We start from the raw sequence: 16,219 nt of genomic DNA on the forward strand, positions 1-16,219 counted from the left end.
AGAATAAAAGGGGTTGTTTAAAAAAAACAATAATATATTGCATATGGATAATGATTTATTGTAAAACGATAAATAAGTGAGGTGCATTTTTATGAAACGAGGAACAACTGTTTTTTTAAAGATAGCTGTTTTTCTTATTGGGATTACGGTACTCGCCTTGTGTATATTTTGGTTGCCTTGGTTAGCAAATGATACGGCAGAAATGTTTCCGGAGTTTGCTTTTTTGCAATATCCTGTATTAATCGGTTTGTATGTAACTGTGATACCATTTTTCCTTGCTCTGTATCAAGCTTTAAAACTTTTAAACTACATTGAAAATAACAATGCTTTTTCGGAATTGTCTGTAAAGGTTTTGAAATATATAAAATACTGTGCAATTACAATCAGTATCTTATATTTGATAGGGACCATCGTTCTTATGTCTCAAAACGCCTTACACCCAGGAATAGCAATTATCGGATTAACAATTATTTTTACTTCTGTTGTTATTGCAGTCTTCACTGCGGTTCTTCAGAAATTATTAAAAAACGTTTTAGATATAAAATCAGAAAATGATTTTACGGTCTGAGGTGAAACAGTGGCAATTATAATCAATATCGATGTGATGTTAGCTAAAAGAAAAATGAGTGTAACAGAACTATCTGAAAGAGTTGGAATCACAATGGCTAACCTTTCTATTTTGAAAAATGGAAAGGCTAAAGCGATTCGATTATCAACTTTAGAAGCTATTTGTAAGGCATTGGACTGTCAACCTGGGGATATTCTTGAATATCAAAGTGACATTGACAATCAAGAATCAACCATTTGATAGTTTAAACACATTAAGAAGGAATGTCATAAAATTGTTGAATTTTAACTAATGATAGTTGGCTAAAAGAGAGGAATGGACTAAATGGCTAAAGAAATGTTTGTGCAAATAAGTGATTGTAAACTATATGCTAAATTGATAGGGGAAAATAATGGAAAACCAACAATAATAATGGACGCTGGATATGGAGACTTTTCCAAGGCTTGGGATTCAGTAATTGGGGATATTTCAATGCTCTCTAATGTTCTAATTTATGATAGAGCAGGACTTGGGAAAAGTGAAACAAGTTCAAACCCCAGAACCAGCCGTGAGATGGTAAAAGAATTGAAGGAACTTCTTATTGAAGCCAATATTAAACCTCCGTACATATTAGTTGGTCACTCATTTGGTGGAGTTAATATGCGGATATATGCAACTGAATATCATAATGAAGTTTGCGGACTTGTCTTAGTTGACTCTACGCCTGAAGATTACAGAGAAAGATTTCTCCCAACGATGTCACAAGATTTTCAACAAGCATACAACAAGCAATTTGTTTATGAAGGCAATTATGATGAATTTATGGAAAGTCTAAAGCAATTAAAAGAAACCAGACTTAAATTAAATGTCCCATTAATTGTTCTTTCAGCTGGTAAGAAAGCTCATTATTCAAAGGAATCACAAGAGTTATGGAATGACATGCAGAGAGAGATTCTTGAAATATCCTCAGATGGTGAATTGGTGATTGCTGAAAACAGTGCTCATTTTATATAAAATGATGAACCAGAAGTAGTAGTTAGTGCGATAAAAAAGCTAATTGACATTTTTAAAAATTAAATTGTGGAGGATAATACTTAAACCTTAAACTCCCTCAGTTTAATACGATTTTCTCCCAACCCAAATACTCGCTATCGGGGTGCGTTAGTTTATTAAGTAATTTTATGGAAGAGGTCAGAATTTAGTTATTCCATTAAATGGCGCTATTCTTGCATAAGGAAGCGCCTTTTAACGGGGATTTGTTTTTAGGGAGATCCCTTAATCCACCTTTTCGAGGGGATGGGCAAAAACACCCAAACTATTAAATAAAAATGTTTAATTAAACCACCATAAAAAAATTATAATCTTAGCTTTATATGTTACTATTAATTACTTATGCCTTTTCTAATACCAATGCTCTTAATGGATAATTTATATTTTTTCTTTTAAAAACATATTTCTCCATATCAGGAAGATATGAATTATTTATTTTAAAAGAAATTAATTTATAACTTAACCCATTCTGTTCAACAACTTTTAAAATTCTTTCATATAAAGATGTACTATTATAAATTCGAGCAAAACCCATGTTGTGTTCCTTTTTTCCAGGGAAATTGCTCTCATTTGTAATAATCTGTTGAGCTGCATTATCATAAAGTTCATTTGTCTGATAGTTGAATATTTCCAAATATTCTCTTCCCAAAAACAAAGGTTCAATACAGCACTTTCCATTAGGAGGGAGAGTTTTACATATTAACTCCATTAGTTTTATATCTGCATCCCCTCTGAAATGTTCAAGGGCATGACCTACAACGATTTTATTAATATTATGTTTTTTAAAATCAACTTGAAAGATATCCTTTTCTAAATAAATTGTATTTAAACTATTAACTTTAGAAGATATATTAATATCATTAACAACTACTTTATTAACACTTTCTCCTATAATTGAAGCGTAGATATTATCTCCACCACCGACATCGAGAACTATATCTCTAGATGTTAGGTCCAGTACTTTGGTAGATAGATAATACCTTAGTAATCTAGTATAATTCGCTTTCTCTTTATAATTTATTAACCAATTTTCTAAATGATTTTCATCTATATGAATCGTTTCTTTATTTAAAAAGTCAGGCAATTCATGATCTAGTAAACTTTTAGGATACACATCAATTGGATCGATATTAGTTAACATAGTTTCCCCTTAACATAGTTATTTTTATAGTTATTTAACCCTGTCCTATAAATTTGTAGATAAGTGTTCTCAACACATTTCTCAGATATCTGTATTTTCATTAAGTAAACAAATGATTTTTCATCCACTATAATATTCAAGCTTTTCCAGTTTGTTTAGTATTTTTAATAAATCTATTAAATTACTAATTTTATCATCTTGATAATTTACATGTTTATTTTCGCGATCAATTAATACTCCTTTAATTTGAGCTCTTTTAGCTCCTTCAATATCATATTCTAATGAGTCACCTATTACTAATACATTAGCTGGCTCTAATTTCATTGTATTTAATACATAATTAAATGCATTATTATCTGGTTTTGCAAAACCAATTTCTTCACTAATATAGATACTTGAAATAAATTCTTCCAATCCTAACGCTTTTATTTTTTGCCTTTGTCCATCAACAGGGCCATTTGTTAATAGGGCTGTATCTATATTTTGTTCCTTCAGTTTTTCAAGCAGTGGAACAACATCTTCAAATAAATTAATTTCATTATTTGCTTTTTTCATATATATATCATTTAATTTTAATGATAATTCTGTATTTTTAACACTTAATATTTCCAATACATCTGAGTAACGTTTTAGTCGATACATATCTTTAGTTATTTTTTTCTCTGTAAATTTTTTAAATAAAGAAGGTTCTAATTCGTGGTAAATCTTCCAGAAAATACAAGTATCTATATTTGCTTTCTTTAAATGGATATTTACGCTTTGCTTAGCATTTTCCATAGCCCCTTTATAATCACAAAGGGTATCATCTAAGTCAAATATTACACATTTAATCAAATTATTTCCCCCATTCTTTTTCTTTGTAATCCCACACAACACGAAATCCAATACCAACAGTCCCAATTCGAGACCATTTCCCTCTTCTTGCTTTACAATTCAAAAAATCTATTCCTTTGTTCCATCCCCCTCCCTTTACTGTTTTTTCTAAAGATAAATTTATATCGGTAATCCCCAGATAAGGAGAATGGGGATAGTAATCATCCATACACCATTCCTCTGCATTACCTGCCATATCATACAATCCCCATTCATTTGGGGGATAACTTTTTATAGGTGTGGTAACGCCGACAAACTCACCATAATTTGCTTTTTCTATTGTTGGACACTCATTTCCCCACGGATATTTATAATTTAAATTTCCGCCTGTTGCACAATACTCCCATTCTTTTTCAAAAGGAAGTCTTCCACCTAATAAATCTGCTATGAAATGGGCACCATTCCAAGAAATTCCTACAACAGGGTGTTCTTCATAGCCTGCCTTTATTTGATAAATTTCTTTTTTATAATTATAGTAGATTGGTAAAGCTGGATTATATTCATTAATTATATAATAACTCCCATTAGTAATATTATTAAATGGCATAACATTCAATAATTTTACTAAATCAATGTTTCTAAATAATGTTGATGAAATGCATATCTCTATATCATCTGCTTTTATATAACATGAACTTTTCAACAATTCATCTCTTAAATTCTCACAAATACTTAAGTCCTTCTATTTCTTCACGTAATTTTCTTTGTATATACTGCTGATGGTCATCTGTTAACACCTTTCTCCACGAATTTAATACATCATCCGATTGCCTATAAGAAGAAAAAGTTCCTCCGAGAGTACGAAGGCTTGATTGACGTATAAAAGCTAATTGGCTAGTATCTATATCATTTTCTAGAAAACTCATAATTTTATGGAGCGTTTCTATCGGATCTAACATAATATCTTCAAGTCTAATAAAGATATGATCAAATAAATGACAATTTTGCTTCGCTAGTTGGTAACGTATCTTCCAGCTATATGTTGATAACTCTAATATATTTTCTGGATTTACAAATTCTTCAGTCATATAATTATCGATGTAATTGGTGATTGTTTCCTTGTAATTCCACAATGAGTTGTGTAGATTGCGTTTCATTACAGAAGTTATAACTGCCCTTGGATCTCTAATTAAAAATATAATTTTTAATGTTGGTAAATATTCTTTTAACCACCCAAGCTTATCAAACAACAAAGTTTCTTTAAATCCTCTTATATTATAGTCAGTAGGATTTAAGAGCCATTTTTTTAATTCATGCATAAACTCAATAACCCCAGGTTGTTCATTTAAATCAATATGAAAATGCTCTGGATTATATTCTTCCATAGTCCAAGGGATTAAGTCCTTTTCTCTAAAGATATTTGTATGCATAGATAATGGCTCATTTATTGAAGTGAAATTATTATGATATTGAATTAATTCATTTAAAAAGTTAGAACCTGAGCGATGATGACTTAAAATTAAGAATGGCCTTTTCATTAATGTCTCCTCATATCCTTTATTTTTTAATAGATTAATATATTAGATAACTTTATCATTCTATTAAGAAAACACCTTTCTGCATTTTCTTAATTTTCAGCGTACATTATTGATTAAATAGAGGGATTCATATAAATTACATAAGATTTCTTAATATTAAAACTCCAGATTTTCAATTAAGAATTAGATATGTAATTTGATAAATATTCTAATCCTTCTATCCTAATTAATATTAGCGTTACTAGTACTCTCATAATTGCTTATCCTCACAATTATTTGATATTGAATTTAAGTTATAGTCTTCATAGCATATATACTATATTTAATTAAATGATTAATATTAAGATATTATAATTTAATATTAATTGAATTGTTTTTATTCTTCGATTTTTTCGTATACATTTAAATTTAGTAATATTATTAATAGATAAATTATTACAAGTATGTGAAAGCTCTATAACCAAAGAACGAAGTGAAAAAGGTTTTTTCCTAATCACAATCGTTAATTCCGCTTCCGAATTGGAAGTTGACCATACCAATCGACAAATAGTCGAAATGAATTAAAATGCTTAATAAACTTTTCAAATATCTAGCAGGAATTCTACCACCTTAAATTCAGAAAAATAATTATGAATTTAATTTTGTTATTCAATATATTTTTTATTTTTCAAGAAATTGATAATTTGTTTCACTGATTCCTCTATCGAATGTTTATCTGTCTCTACAATTAGGTCTGCTTTTAAAGGTGCTTCATATGGAGCATCGACCCCTGTAAATCCTTTTATTTCTCCGTTAAGGGCTTTTTTATATAGACCTTTAGGATCACGATTTTGACATTCCGTTAGACTACATTTAACATAAAGTTCTAAAAATTCCCCCTCTTTGAATAATGATCGAACCATTTGACGATCTTCTCTGTAAGGAGATATAAAAGCCACTAAAGTAATAATGCCAGCGTCTACAAAGAGCCTTGATACTTCACCGATACGACGAATATTCTCTTTACGATCTTCAGGTTGAAAACCTAAATCTTTATTCAAGCCATGGCGAATGTTATCACCATCTAAAATATAAGTATTAACTCTTTGCTTATGTAATAGTTTTTCTACTTCACTTGCCAGTGTAGATTTACCTGCACCAGATAATCCAGTAAACCATACTACCAAACTTTTATGATTATTTAATTTTTGACGATCTTCTTTTGTAATTATAGCTTCATGCCAAGTAATATTAATATTTTTCATCATACCCCCCCTTTTAAGTATATAGTTTTTAAAAACTCAAAATAACTAGAGCAGTTTAACGGACAAATATGCATGTCTGTTGTGTCGGTATATAGTACAAAAAATCCTAATTCCAAGATACAGTGATGTGTACACGTCTTCATTGGAAAAAAGGTTTAGTTTATTATAAATTTAATAAACAATTTGGTAGTAATGAAAATACAATTTAATCATGACTAAATACTTTTATTTATACTTTAGGCCACGCATACCTTGAATTAAAATTTCCGCAACTTCTGGACGTGAAAATTGCTTTGGTGGTTTCGTCCCTTTTTTTAACATCTCTCGAACTTTCGTTCCGCTCAAGTGCAGATGTTCTTTAGAATCATGTGGGCATGTCTTCTTTGATCCCATACTTTCACACTTGATACAGTAAAAAGTATGTTCAAATTTTAATATATTAATCCCTATTTCTTTCTCGTATTGGCTTATTAGATTTTGGGCCTCATAAGTACCATAGTAGCTACCAACCCCTGCATGGTCACGCCCAACAATAAAGTGTGTACAACCATAATTTTTTCGCACTAGTGCATGAAAAATCGCTTCTCTTGGACCTGCATATCGCATTGCTGCAGGATATATAACTAAACGTACTCGATTAATTGGATAGTAATTCTTAAGCAACACTTGATAGCTTTCCATACGAATATTGGCTGGAATATCATCATCTTTCGTCTCGCCAACAAGTGGATTTAATAACAAGCCATCTACTATTTCTAAAGCACATTTTTGGATATATTCATGAGCACGATGTACCGGATTTCTTGTTTGAAAACCAACAATAGTTTTCCATCCTAAATCCACAAACATCTTCCTTGTTTCACTAGGATCCTGATAAAATTGATTAAATGGTGCATGGCTAGGACGATTTAATAATGTAATAGGACCAGCTAAGTAAACCTCTCCTTTCTCGTAAATTTTTTCTACACCAGGATGTGCTTTATCATCAGTGCCATATACATTTATTGCCTCGTATCGTTTATCATATGTGTACATTTCTTCTAACTGAAGAGTTCCATAAATCACCCCATCCTCACCTTCAAGTGAAATTTCTTCTCCAATATTAAAATTTTCTGCTTCTTTTAAAGAGACAGGAAGAGTAATCGGAATGCTCCAGATAAGACTATTTGTTAGCCGCATGTCCTTAACGACGCTTAAATAATCTGCTCTTCCCATAAAGCCTGTAAGTGGGCTAAACCCACCAATAGCAATTAACTCTAAATCTGATATTGACCATTTTGAAATTCTTAAAGACTTCATATCTTTTGTTTTATCTAATAAAATTTTACGTTCTTCACCTTTTAATTCTCTGTTAACCAAAGTACCACCGTGTGGCTCTATTTGTATTAATGCCTGATTTTCTATCATAGCCTTCATTGATATCTTTCGCTCCTTGACTATAAAAATTTTAAAAATATGATAAACATAAAAATTATATAAGTTGAATTGAATACTTTTTCTTCTTGTGTTGAAATGAAAAATAACCTCAGAAAGGGTGCGGGGCAATATCACATAAATTCAAACAGGCGTATGCAAACTCCATTATGTGGAAAATACCCATTATTATTAGATGTTATAATATTTTAAAATTATTTTATTATCTAATAATTTAATTATATCAAAAGAAAGGATGGTTTTCACTATAAAACCTTTCTATTTTTTGTAAATTAATACTTCTTTTCAGTTCTCTTAACGTTCTGGGTTCCCTTCACACACCGAATCTCAAAAAATAAGACAGACTCAGGATACAAATTGAAAAGTTATCTGGTTTTTTGTTGACATACATAAATAGGGTAAGGATTTAATAAAGTATTAGAATCTAAAGGATTATATTGCATTTCCAGTTCATTACGTTCTTTACTGCGTGGTAGGCGTTTTATTTTTCACAATGATGTGCGGTTTGAAAATCGTAAAAAGAATGTGGATAATAAGAAAAAAGGAAGCGCCCCCTCTAATCCGTACCCTTTGTAAAGGACATTTTAAAAAAAGTTAGGCGGCATCAAGAAGATGATTTCTGTATTCAACAGGGGTCATCTTCTTTAAATTCCACTGATAGCGGTGTTGATTATAGTATTTCATATAGTCTTTAATTTCTTGTTTTAACTGAGTGAAAGATGTACAAGTTTTTATGTGTGCTTCATCTTTAAAGTGCCCAAAAAAGGATTCTTGAGGGGCATTATCCCAACAGTTTCCTCGTCTTGACATGGATTGTCCTAGCTTTAATTTTTTGACCAACTTTTGATAGGTAGGGCTTGTGTAATGAGCTCCTTGATCTGAATGAATATATGCATCTGGTGTTAATTCCACTTTCTTATTCCTCTTTAGTTTACGAAGAGTTGTCGTTGCGATATCTAGAGTAAGCCGTTCTGAAACATGATAAGCCAAAACTTCATTCGTAGACCCGTCTAGAATGGTAGATAAGTATCCTTTCTGATTTTTGCCATAAAACAGGTATGTGATATCTGTAAGAAGTACCTTTCCAGGTATACCTTGCCTGAATTCTCGTTTTAATTGATTAGGTACTACAAAGTGTTCTTTCGTCGCTTTCAACATTCTTTTATAGGGATTCGCTTTCCGAATGGGACAGACAATTCCATATTTTTTCATGATTCTTCGGATGCGTTTTAAATTGTAAACAACTTGAAATTGACCCGCCAATGTCATTTTAATTTGACGAGCCCCTTTCTTTCGGTTTTTAAATTGAAATGCCTTTACTATGAGCTCTTTCGCCATTTCATCTTGATGCATTCTTTTCTCTCGCTGACTTTGAGCAGTAGCGGAAAAATAATGATAGTATCCAGAGCGCGAAACACCAGCGATCTCACACAAATATCTCACCATATTTTTCAGGTTATACCTTTCAATAATAGTACGAATTAAGATGTATTTCTGACTGGGTTGTAACCTTATTTCTTTCCCATCCTCCCTTCCATAAGCTTGATCTTTTTTAATAATTCATTTTCAGCTTTTAATAAGTTTCGTTCCGCTTCTAAACGTGCATATTTCTCTTCTAATGTAAGTTCTTTCTCTGACTTTCTTCCGGAGTTATCCTTACGTGTATCTCTTAAACCAAATACCCCCCTTTCCTTATAGGAAGTACGCCATCGATTTCCTGATGATACAACACGTTGTAGACCGATGACATCTATATCAAATCCACATTCTTCAAAAATAATACGAGGTGGTTTTCCTTTTTCATTTTCTTCAATAAAAATACGTTTGAATTCATCTGTATAAGTAATCCCTTTCTGACTGACTGACTGATTTTACGTATCGATTCTTTGATAGTGCTTGAACTTCTTTTTCTGTGAACAGTTTTTTCGTCATTTTGAAATTTCTCCGATTCTCATTTTTCTCTCATTATACAAGAAAGACCCTATAGAATAGACTTTTTTTTAAGTGTCTATTCTATAGGGTACATTTTACATTCCAACTTCCTTTTTTTATATGTGTCCCCTTTTTTATCGCCAGTTGCTTTTGAATGTAAAGTATTCCTTTTCTTAATTAAGGAGCGTAGCGCTATGCTACTTTTTGTTTGGATCCATCTTTATCATTTAAATTTGAAAGATGTCACTGTCTTTTATACCCAGGACTCGCATTTCTTCTTTTAGTGAACGCCAGGACCAAATTTTGATAGATTTAGTAGTCCTATCCCGTAAAGTGTATTGGTGCATATAATATGATTCTTCATTTTTCTCATTGTTAATCCTCTGTTTTTATTTAATTCATTAAAGTCTCGTAGATGTGTAAAAATTACATATTAATTGGTGGGTTTCAGACTTTATTTGCTATGAATCGTTTATAGTAATTCGTAATATCTTTTTAAGGATAAGTTAGATTTAAATCCTATTTGTTGCATGACTTGTTCAGATGTAGTGTTCCCTTGAATAATCTTTAAAATAAAGGTGTTCCGAAAATGTTGAGCAGAAATTCCCTTTCGGAGATTAGCACGTTTCACTTCTAAACGGATCCTTTTTTGTATTGAGATTTCAGTTAGAAACTTTGGTGCATCATCCTCATAACTCCAATGATATGTCCCACGTGTAAAATCAAAAGCACTAACCAGCGGATCATTGCTGTGATATTTAGGGCGTACAGGTTCAGGGATAGTTTTATAGTAATTATATAAGTGTAATTTATCTTCTTTCTTCAAATGAATGGTTCTATTTACTTTTGAGTCTTCAGGAATGGATAAAGTATTATTTTCGAAATGGACGTGTTGGTCGTTGTTTTTCTGTAAGGCCTTCAAGTGAAGAAATAACGTCTTTTAAGCGTATCTCTTCCTGGAAAGAAACGAAATCTTCCCTACGTAATGCCCGATTAGGTGGTTCTATATGAATAATCCCTTCAATGGGACTTGGTAAATCTAAGTATTCGTACAACCTATTTAAGACAATATATATGCGGTGTATAGTTTTATCGGAGTACTGACAATCTTCCTTCAAATATTTGAAAAGGCTTCAAACTCTTTTTTATGAAGCGAGTCAAAAAGATTATTTTCAGTGATTTTTTTTGATTGGTGCAGCCATTGAATGAAACTTTCTACATCATATATAGCGTTTAATTGTTGAAGGTTTTCTTCCCTTATTTAATAAAAAAGAAGAGAAGCCTTCTATTGTATTTTTGGTCTCTTTTGTAGTCATGCTATATTTTTCATTCCTTATCCTCATACCTTTTGACTACTCTGTAAAATGTAGGACTTGTCATATTGCACTTCTTCATGGCGTATAGCGCTGTGATCTTTCCATGTTTCCAATCGTTATATGCATCGATAAATTCCTGAGTTATTTCAGTTTTGGGTCTACCCAAATGCTTTCCTTTTTTCTTTGCAGATTCAATACCTTCACGTTGACGAGTTTTTATTTTAGTTCGTTCTTCTTCAGCAAGCCAGGACAAGATTTGGAGTACCAAATCAGTAATAAGATTTCCTAAACTATCTTTGTATTGAGTTGTATCTAGAAGTGGCATATCTAATACAACAATATGAGCTTGTATATTTTGTGTGATATTTTTCCACTCCTGGAGGATAGCTTCTTTATTTCTGCCGAAACGATCTAAGGAATGAATATATAAAATATCATCTTTTCTTAACATGCGTTTTACGAGTTGATATTGATCACGGTTAAAATCTTTTCCGCTTTGTTTGTCGATAAAAATATCTCGTTCGTCAGTGATGAGTTGTTTCATTGCTTCAAGCTGCCGATCTTCATTTTGATCTCTACTACTAACCCTTATATATCCGAATTTTCTTGTATTCAAAATAAATAGACATCCCTTCAATAGTGTTTCTAATGAAATTATAACAAAAAATACTTCAAAAGATATCGCTAATTATTTAGTAATTCAAAAGTGTGTTTTTAAACCTTTTGAAGCACTAAATTCAGTAGAGTTTACGGCGCTAAAAAAGGTGTACCTTTTGAAACACTTAAAAAGCATTAAGGATTCCAATTTAAAAATCAAGAATTATTAGTATAAGTTGGTATCATAAATTTCTATAAAATATCGCATTATAAATAATGTGGAAATTAACCTTGTGTTTCTTTTTACGATTTTTTATAGGGGGGGACAAAATTGAATATACTTAACTTTTTGATGTCATCATTGAATTATAGGGAAATAATCCAAAGAATACTTGAGTTATTCGGAAATAAAAAGAAGAACAATAAAGGATGGATTTGGGCTTCTTTACTAGGATTAGGAACAGTTTTAGGGTTATTGGCAACACGTAATTCAAGTATGATGAAACCTATAAAACATACGTTCCAAGGTTTTCAAAATAAAACAAGTTCATTTATTCCATCCAAAGTAAATTTAGCAAATATGGAATTTGCTGATGAAATTACGCCTAACAACCAAGAGAGACATGGTAACCAAACTAATAATCACCACCATTACAAGACACAAATCCCATCAAAACAACAGTAAATAGATAGCCGGTTCTTTATCTTACAGGGAACCGGTTCATTTATGTCTAAATGTACAATCTTCTTTTTAGAAATAGTAATCCCTAATAAACCCTTAAAGTAATCATTAATTCATACAAAAAAACTACAAATTATCATTATATATTTTTATATCTTTAATAAAAATGAGGATACTACATTATGAAGAAATTTTTAAAGTTTAGCTTGGTAGGAATATTAAATACACTTATCACAATGATTAGCTACATAGCTTTAGTTAATATTGGTATAAATTACCTTATCGCTAACTGCTTTGCATATTTAATTGGTGTTATTAACAGTTATTATTGGAATAAAAATTGGGTTTTTGAATTTAAAAATAAAAAGGTATCATTATTTTTAAAATTTCTAACCGTAAATTTAATTGTATTAATTTTTAACACAATTATCTTATTCATATTAGTTGATAAACTTTTTATCAATAAGTTTATCTCACAACTTTTTTCTATCAGTGTTGGCATGATAATGAATTTTTCTCTTCATAAACTTTGGACATTCAACAAACAAAATCATTTGCAATAATTCAACCAATCCCTACTACAAGGAGGATAAAAGCTTGGAGAAACTTATTTCAATTATCGTTCCTATGTATTTTGAAGAAGAAGTAGCACAAGAATGCTATAATTGTTTAAAATCTGTTATGCTACAAAATAATATTAATTATGAATTTATCTTTGTAAATGATGGTAGTACCGATCGAACGATTGAAATTTTAAAAGGTATTTCAGCCGAAGATTCTCGTGCTAAAATCATAAACTTTGCTCGTAATTTTGGACATCAAATAGCTGTAACAGCAGGAATTGATGTTGCTAAAGGTGATGCTATGGTCATCATTGATGCTGATTTACAGGATCCACCTGAAGTCATCCCAGAACTTATCGCGAAATGGGAAGAAGGTTATGAGGTTGTTTACGCAAAAAGAAAACGGCGTGAGGGTGAAACTTGGTTTAAACTTGTAACAGCTAAATATTTCTACCGCTTCTTAAATGTCATGTCTGATATTAATATTCCTAAAGACGCAGGTGACTTCCGTCTTATTGATTGTAAAGTAGCAGATGTATTCAAACAAATGACAGAACGAAATCGTTTCGTACGTGGAATGATGTCTTGGATTGGATTCCGCCAAACATATATCGAATACGTAAGAAATGAACGTTTTGCGGGTGAAACAAAATATCCCTTAAAGAAAATGATGAGATTTGCCTCAGATGGTATTATTGCATTTTCTACAAAGCCATTAAGAATGGTTATGACTTTAGGTTTAATTTCTGTATTAATTTCTATTGCAGTTTTAATATACTCAGTTATTGTTAAATTTATTGGACAAGACATTCAAACTGGATGGGCTTCTCTTATGGTTGCTATCACATTCTTCAGTGGCGTGCAACTTCTTGGTCTTGGTATTGTCAGTCAATATATCGCTCGTATTTATGACGAAAGTAAGAATCGACCAATCTATGTTGTAAAAGAGACTGTCAATATAGAAGAGGATATAGCTGTAGACGATAAAGACAAATTGAAAAAATCTTAAATATACTAAAAAGAATTGTAGCACGTGGTTTTCACTGCCATAATTCTTTTCTTTATTTAGATTAAATAATGTCTACAATCTAGTCTTTGAGCGACTTAACTGTTAAGAATTTTCTTTTTTATAAAACTAATCAAAATCAAGAAATAGATTCATTTTCCTCTGGTATTCTTCCCTCTTCTACGCTTAAGTGTATACAAGAATTTTCTTATTTACAAAAAAATCATAACATCTTATTAACCAGGGATAATTTCTTTCGTTTAGGAAATTTTATAAATAAACTTTTTGAAATTTTTTGAGGTGCCTTCAATGTTTTTAAACCAGAATAACAAAGAAATAAAGTTACTTGTTTTTGCAGCAATCATACTCATTCTTTATTTGTCTCCTTTATTTATTCTTGGAGAAAATGCGCATATTCGCGTTCATGATAATCTTGATTCCAATTTGTCCTGGTATAAGGTTTTGGCAAAGAGCGGAGAGATAATAGGTCCAATTGATGCTACCATTCCACAGGTGATAAACAATCAATTGTCAAGAAACGCATTTAGTACGGAATTTAGTGGTATCGTTTGGTTGTATGCTTTTTTTCCAAATATGGTTGCGTATGCATTAAGTCAAACGATTACAAGAGTGGTTGCGTTTATAGGGATGTATGTTCTTTTAAAACAACATTTTTTACCTAGAGAGGAATGGAGGATCATTGCAGTAGGAGTTTCATTAGCTTTTGCACTTACTCCTTTCTGGCCTTCAGGAATGCTTAGTACTCTCGGAATGCCTCTTGCACTTTGGGCATTTTTAAATATTCGAAAAGGAGAAAGGTCGTGGAAGAACTATTTCGTACTCACTCTTATTCCTCTATATTCGAGTATTGTTTTAGGTTTTTTCTTTTTTTTAAGTGGAATGGGAGTCCTTTGGTTAGTGGACTTAGTAATAAAAAAAGAATGGAACTTTCGTTTTCTTTTTTCAATTATTTATATGACGCTCATTTACATGATTGTAGAATATCGCATAGTATCTTCCTTCTTTTTATCTACTGCACCTAACAGTAGAGATGAATATTTTCATGCAAGATTATCGTTATGGCGGTCTCTCCGCCTCACATTGAAAAATTTCCTTTTCGGACATACTCATGTCATGACAGTCCATACATTTGTTATTTTACCTGTCATACTTATTGCGATGTATTTTATCATTACTAAGAAACAATGGAAGCAAGAAAAAGTCTTTGTTTTTTTGTTTTGGTTTAACATAGCGTTGTCAATTTGGTATGCTTTTTGGTTTTATAAAGGTTGGCTTCCATTAACAAAACGTTTTCACATTTTAGATACATTTAATTTTGCACGTTATCATTTTTTACGCCCGTTAGTTATCTATGTTTTATTCGCTCTTGGATTAAAAGTTTTATGGTTACAAGGGAAAATATGGAGACACGCTGTAACAGGCTTTGTGGTAGCTCAAATTATTTTGTTAAGCTTTTTTAATGAAGAACTTATTTTTCAAAATAAACCTTCAGTAAAGGAATTTTTTGCAGAAGAACAATTCCAGGAGATAAAAGAGTATATCGATTTACCTTTGGAACAGTACCGTGTCGCTAGTATTGGTTTACATCCTGCTATCGCTCAGTACAATGGATTCTACACACTTGATACATATAATAATTTTTATCCTCTATCATATAAATATGAATTTCGAAAAATAATCGAGAAGGAACTAGCGAAGAATAAAACGATTCGTACGTATTTTGACGAATGGGGTGGCCGCTGTTATATTTTCACCGATGAACTTGGAAAACACTATATGTTTACAAAAAAATCAAACAAACGCTTAAGAAATGCAGAACTAAATATAGAACACTTCAAAAAAATGGATGGTCGTTACATACTTTCTGCTGTTCCAATTGAAAATGCAGCAGAAAACAATTTATCTCTTGAAAAAATATTTACATCAAACACATCCGCTTGGAAAATTCATTTATATAAAGCAATATAGATAATTGAAATAGATTGCCTCTCTCGATGTAAAATAATAAATTGAACTACTCACCATAAAAATTGCGCCTAGATATATCTAGGCGCAATTTTTATGAAACATTATTTTTGATTTGCTTATGAACCACTTTATTATAGCAACCATGTTTTACTACTTGCCTAAAATCATCTACTTCACTTCCCATTATCTCTGTAATATCAACAACAATTGTATTCTGTAGAACACTCACTACATATCCGGTTAATTGTAAATTAGGATTTTTACGAGATAAAAATTGAACATAATCCCCAATTGTTACTTTTGTTTTATGCTCCATTTGGTACCCCCTGAATCATCATAAATTATATGTTAGGTTTCCCTTTTTTTA

14 protein-coding genes and 3 pseudogenes are annotated in these 16,219 nt (G+C 31.2%); 7 read left to right on the forward strand and 10 right to left on the reverse strand.

Features of this window, described 5'->3' with window-relative positions; translation table 11 throughout:
- Nucleotides 1-91: 91 nt before the first annotated feature.
- From EGX95_RS00190 to EGX95_RS00200, 3 genes and pseudogenes are all read left to right on the forward strand, one after another.
- On the forward strand, nucleotides 92-568 hold the full coding sequence (locus tag EGX95_RS00190) for a DUF2975 domain-containing protein (protein ID WP_000820334.1): 477 nt from the start codon (nucleotides 92-94) through the stop codon (nucleotides 566-568).
- Between the two features lie 9 nt (nucleotides 569-577).
- Nucleotides 578-808 carry a helix-turn-helix domain-containing protein gene (locus EGX95_RS00195; protein ID WP_000974627.1) on the forward strand — a complete coding sequence of 77 codons (231 nt, stop codon included), beginning with the start codon at nucleotides 578-580 and terminating at the stop codon, nucleotides 806-808.
- Between the two features lie 84 nt (nucleotides 809-892).
- A pseudogene (locus tag EGX95_RS00200) lies at nucleotides 893-1,558 on the forward strand (alpha/beta fold hydrolase); the annotation flags it as partial.
- A 379-nt stretch (nucleotides 1,559-1,937) separates the two neighbouring features.
- Here EGX95_RS00200 and EGX95_RS00205 read toward each other — a convergent pair.
- The 9 genes and pseudogenes from EGX95_RS00205 to EGX95_RS00245 form a co-directional block, all read right to left on the reverse strand.
- A complete protein-coding gene (locus tag EGX95_RS00205) occupies nucleotides 1,938-2,738 on the reverse strand; it encodes a hypothetical protein (RefSeq protein WP_000957125.1) in 801 nt (266 codons plus the stop codon).
- Between the two features lie 120 nt (nucleotides 2,739-2,858).
- On the reverse strand, nucleotides 2,859-3,572 hold the full coding sequence (locus tag EGX95_RS00210) for an HAD family hydrolase (RefSeq protein ID WP_000588533.1): 714 nt from the start codon (nucleotides 3,570-3,572) through the stop codon (nucleotides 2,859-2,861).
- A gap of 1 nt (nucleotide 3,573) precedes the next feature.
- Nucleotides 3,574-4,254 carry a formylglycine-generating enzyme family protein gene (locus EGX95_RS00215; protein ID WP_000842461.1) on the reverse strand — a complete coding sequence of 227 codons (681 nt, stop codon included), beginning with the start codon at nucleotides 4,252-4,254 and terminating at the stop codon, nucleotides 3,574-3,576.
- Between the two features lie 19 nt (nucleotides 4,255-4,273).
- On the reverse strand, nucleotides 4,274-5,089 hold the full coding sequence (locus tag EGX95_RS00220) for a sulfotransferase (RefSeq protein WP_123805306.1): 816 nt from the start codon (nucleotides 5,087-5,089) through the stop codon (nucleotides 4,274-4,276).
- Nucleotides 5,090-5,733: 644 nt separating this feature from the next.
- Complete coding sequence (gene cysC / locus EGX95_RS00225; RefSeq protein ID WP_002073964.1) at nucleotides 5,734-6,336, reverse strand: adenylyl-sulfate kinase; 603 nt, start codon at nucleotides 6,334-6,336, stop codon at nucleotides 5,734-5,736.
- 222 nt (nucleotides 6,337-6,558) lie between these two features.
- The gene (gene sat, locus EGX95_RS00230) at nucleotides 6,559-7,749 is read right to left on the reverse strand and encodes a sulfate adenylyltransferase (protein ID WP_000646391.1); all 1,191 of its coding nucleotides are present in this window, start codon (nucleotides 7,747-7,749) and stop codon (nucleotides 6,559-6,561) included.
- 612 nt (nucleotides 7,750-8,361) lie between these two features.
- Nucleotides 8,362-9,699: pseudogene (locus EGX95_RS00235) on the reverse strand (IS3 family transposase).
- A 447-nt stretch (nucleotides 9,700-10,146) separates the two neighbouring features.
- Nucleotides 10,147-11,015: pseudogene (locus EGX95_RS00240) on the reverse strand (phage integrase N-terminal SAM-like domain-containing protein).
- A 10-nt stretch (nucleotides 11,016-11,025) separates the two neighbouring features.
- Nucleotides 11,026-11,631, reverse strand: a complete 606-nt coding sequence (locus tag EGX95_RS00245) for a recombinase family protein (protein ID WP_001097387.1) — start codon at nucleotides 11,629-11,631, stop codon at nucleotides 11,026-11,028.
- A 333-nt stretch (nucleotides 11,632-11,964) separates the two neighbouring features.
- On the opposite strand from EGX95_RS00245, the gene EGX95_RS00250 reads away from it, so the two are divergent.
- The 4 genes from EGX95_RS00250 (at nucleotide 11,965) to EGX95_RS00265 (ending at nucleotide 15,852) form a co-directional block, all read left to right on the forward strand.
- A complete protein-coding gene (locus EGX95_RS00250) occupies nucleotides 11,965-12,297 on the forward strand; it encodes a hypothetical protein (RefSeq protein ID WP_002073959.1) in 333 nt (110 codons plus the stop codon).
- A gap of 179 nt (nucleotides 12,298-12,476) precedes the next feature.
- Nucleotides 12,477-12,857 (forward strand): GtrA family protein, encoded by a 381-nt coding sequence (locus EGX95_RS00255; protein ID WP_000714042.1) that lies wholly within the window; start codon nucleotides 12,477-12,479, stop codon nucleotides 12,855-12,857.
- A gap of 34 nt (nucleotides 12,858-12,891) precedes the next feature.
- The gene (locus EGX95_RS00260; protein WP_000413109.1) at nucleotides 12,892-13,866 is read left to right on the forward strand and encodes a glycosyltransferase family 2 protein; all 975 of its coding nucleotides are present in this window, start codon (nucleotides 12,892-12,894) and stop codon (nucleotides 13,864-13,866) included.
- Nucleotides 13,867-14,172: 306 nt separating this feature from the next.
- The gene (locus EGX95_RS00265) at nucleotides 14,173-15,852 is read left to right on the forward strand and encodes a DUF6044 family protein (protein WP_000479588.1); all 1,680 of its coding nucleotides are present in this window, start codon (nucleotides 14,173-14,175) and stop codon (nucleotides 15,850-15,852) included.
- A gap of 91 nt (nucleotides 15,853-15,943) precedes the next feature.
- On the opposite strand, the gene EGX95_RS00270 is transcribed toward EGX95_RS00265, so the two are convergent.
- The gene (locus EGX95_RS00270; protein WP_000400418.1) at nucleotides 15,944-16,168 is read right to left on the reverse strand and encodes a DUF2187 family protein; all 225 of its coding nucleotides are present in this window, start codon (nucleotides 16,166-16,168) and stop codon (nucleotides 15,944-15,946) included.
- Nucleotides 16,169-16,219 lie beyond the last annotated feature (51 nt).

It is taken from the genome of Bacillus sp. FDAARGOS_527 (assembly GCF_003812125.1).
Lineage (GTDB): Bacteria > Bacillota > Bacilli > Bacillales > Bacillaceae_G > Bacillus_A > Bacillus_A paranthracis.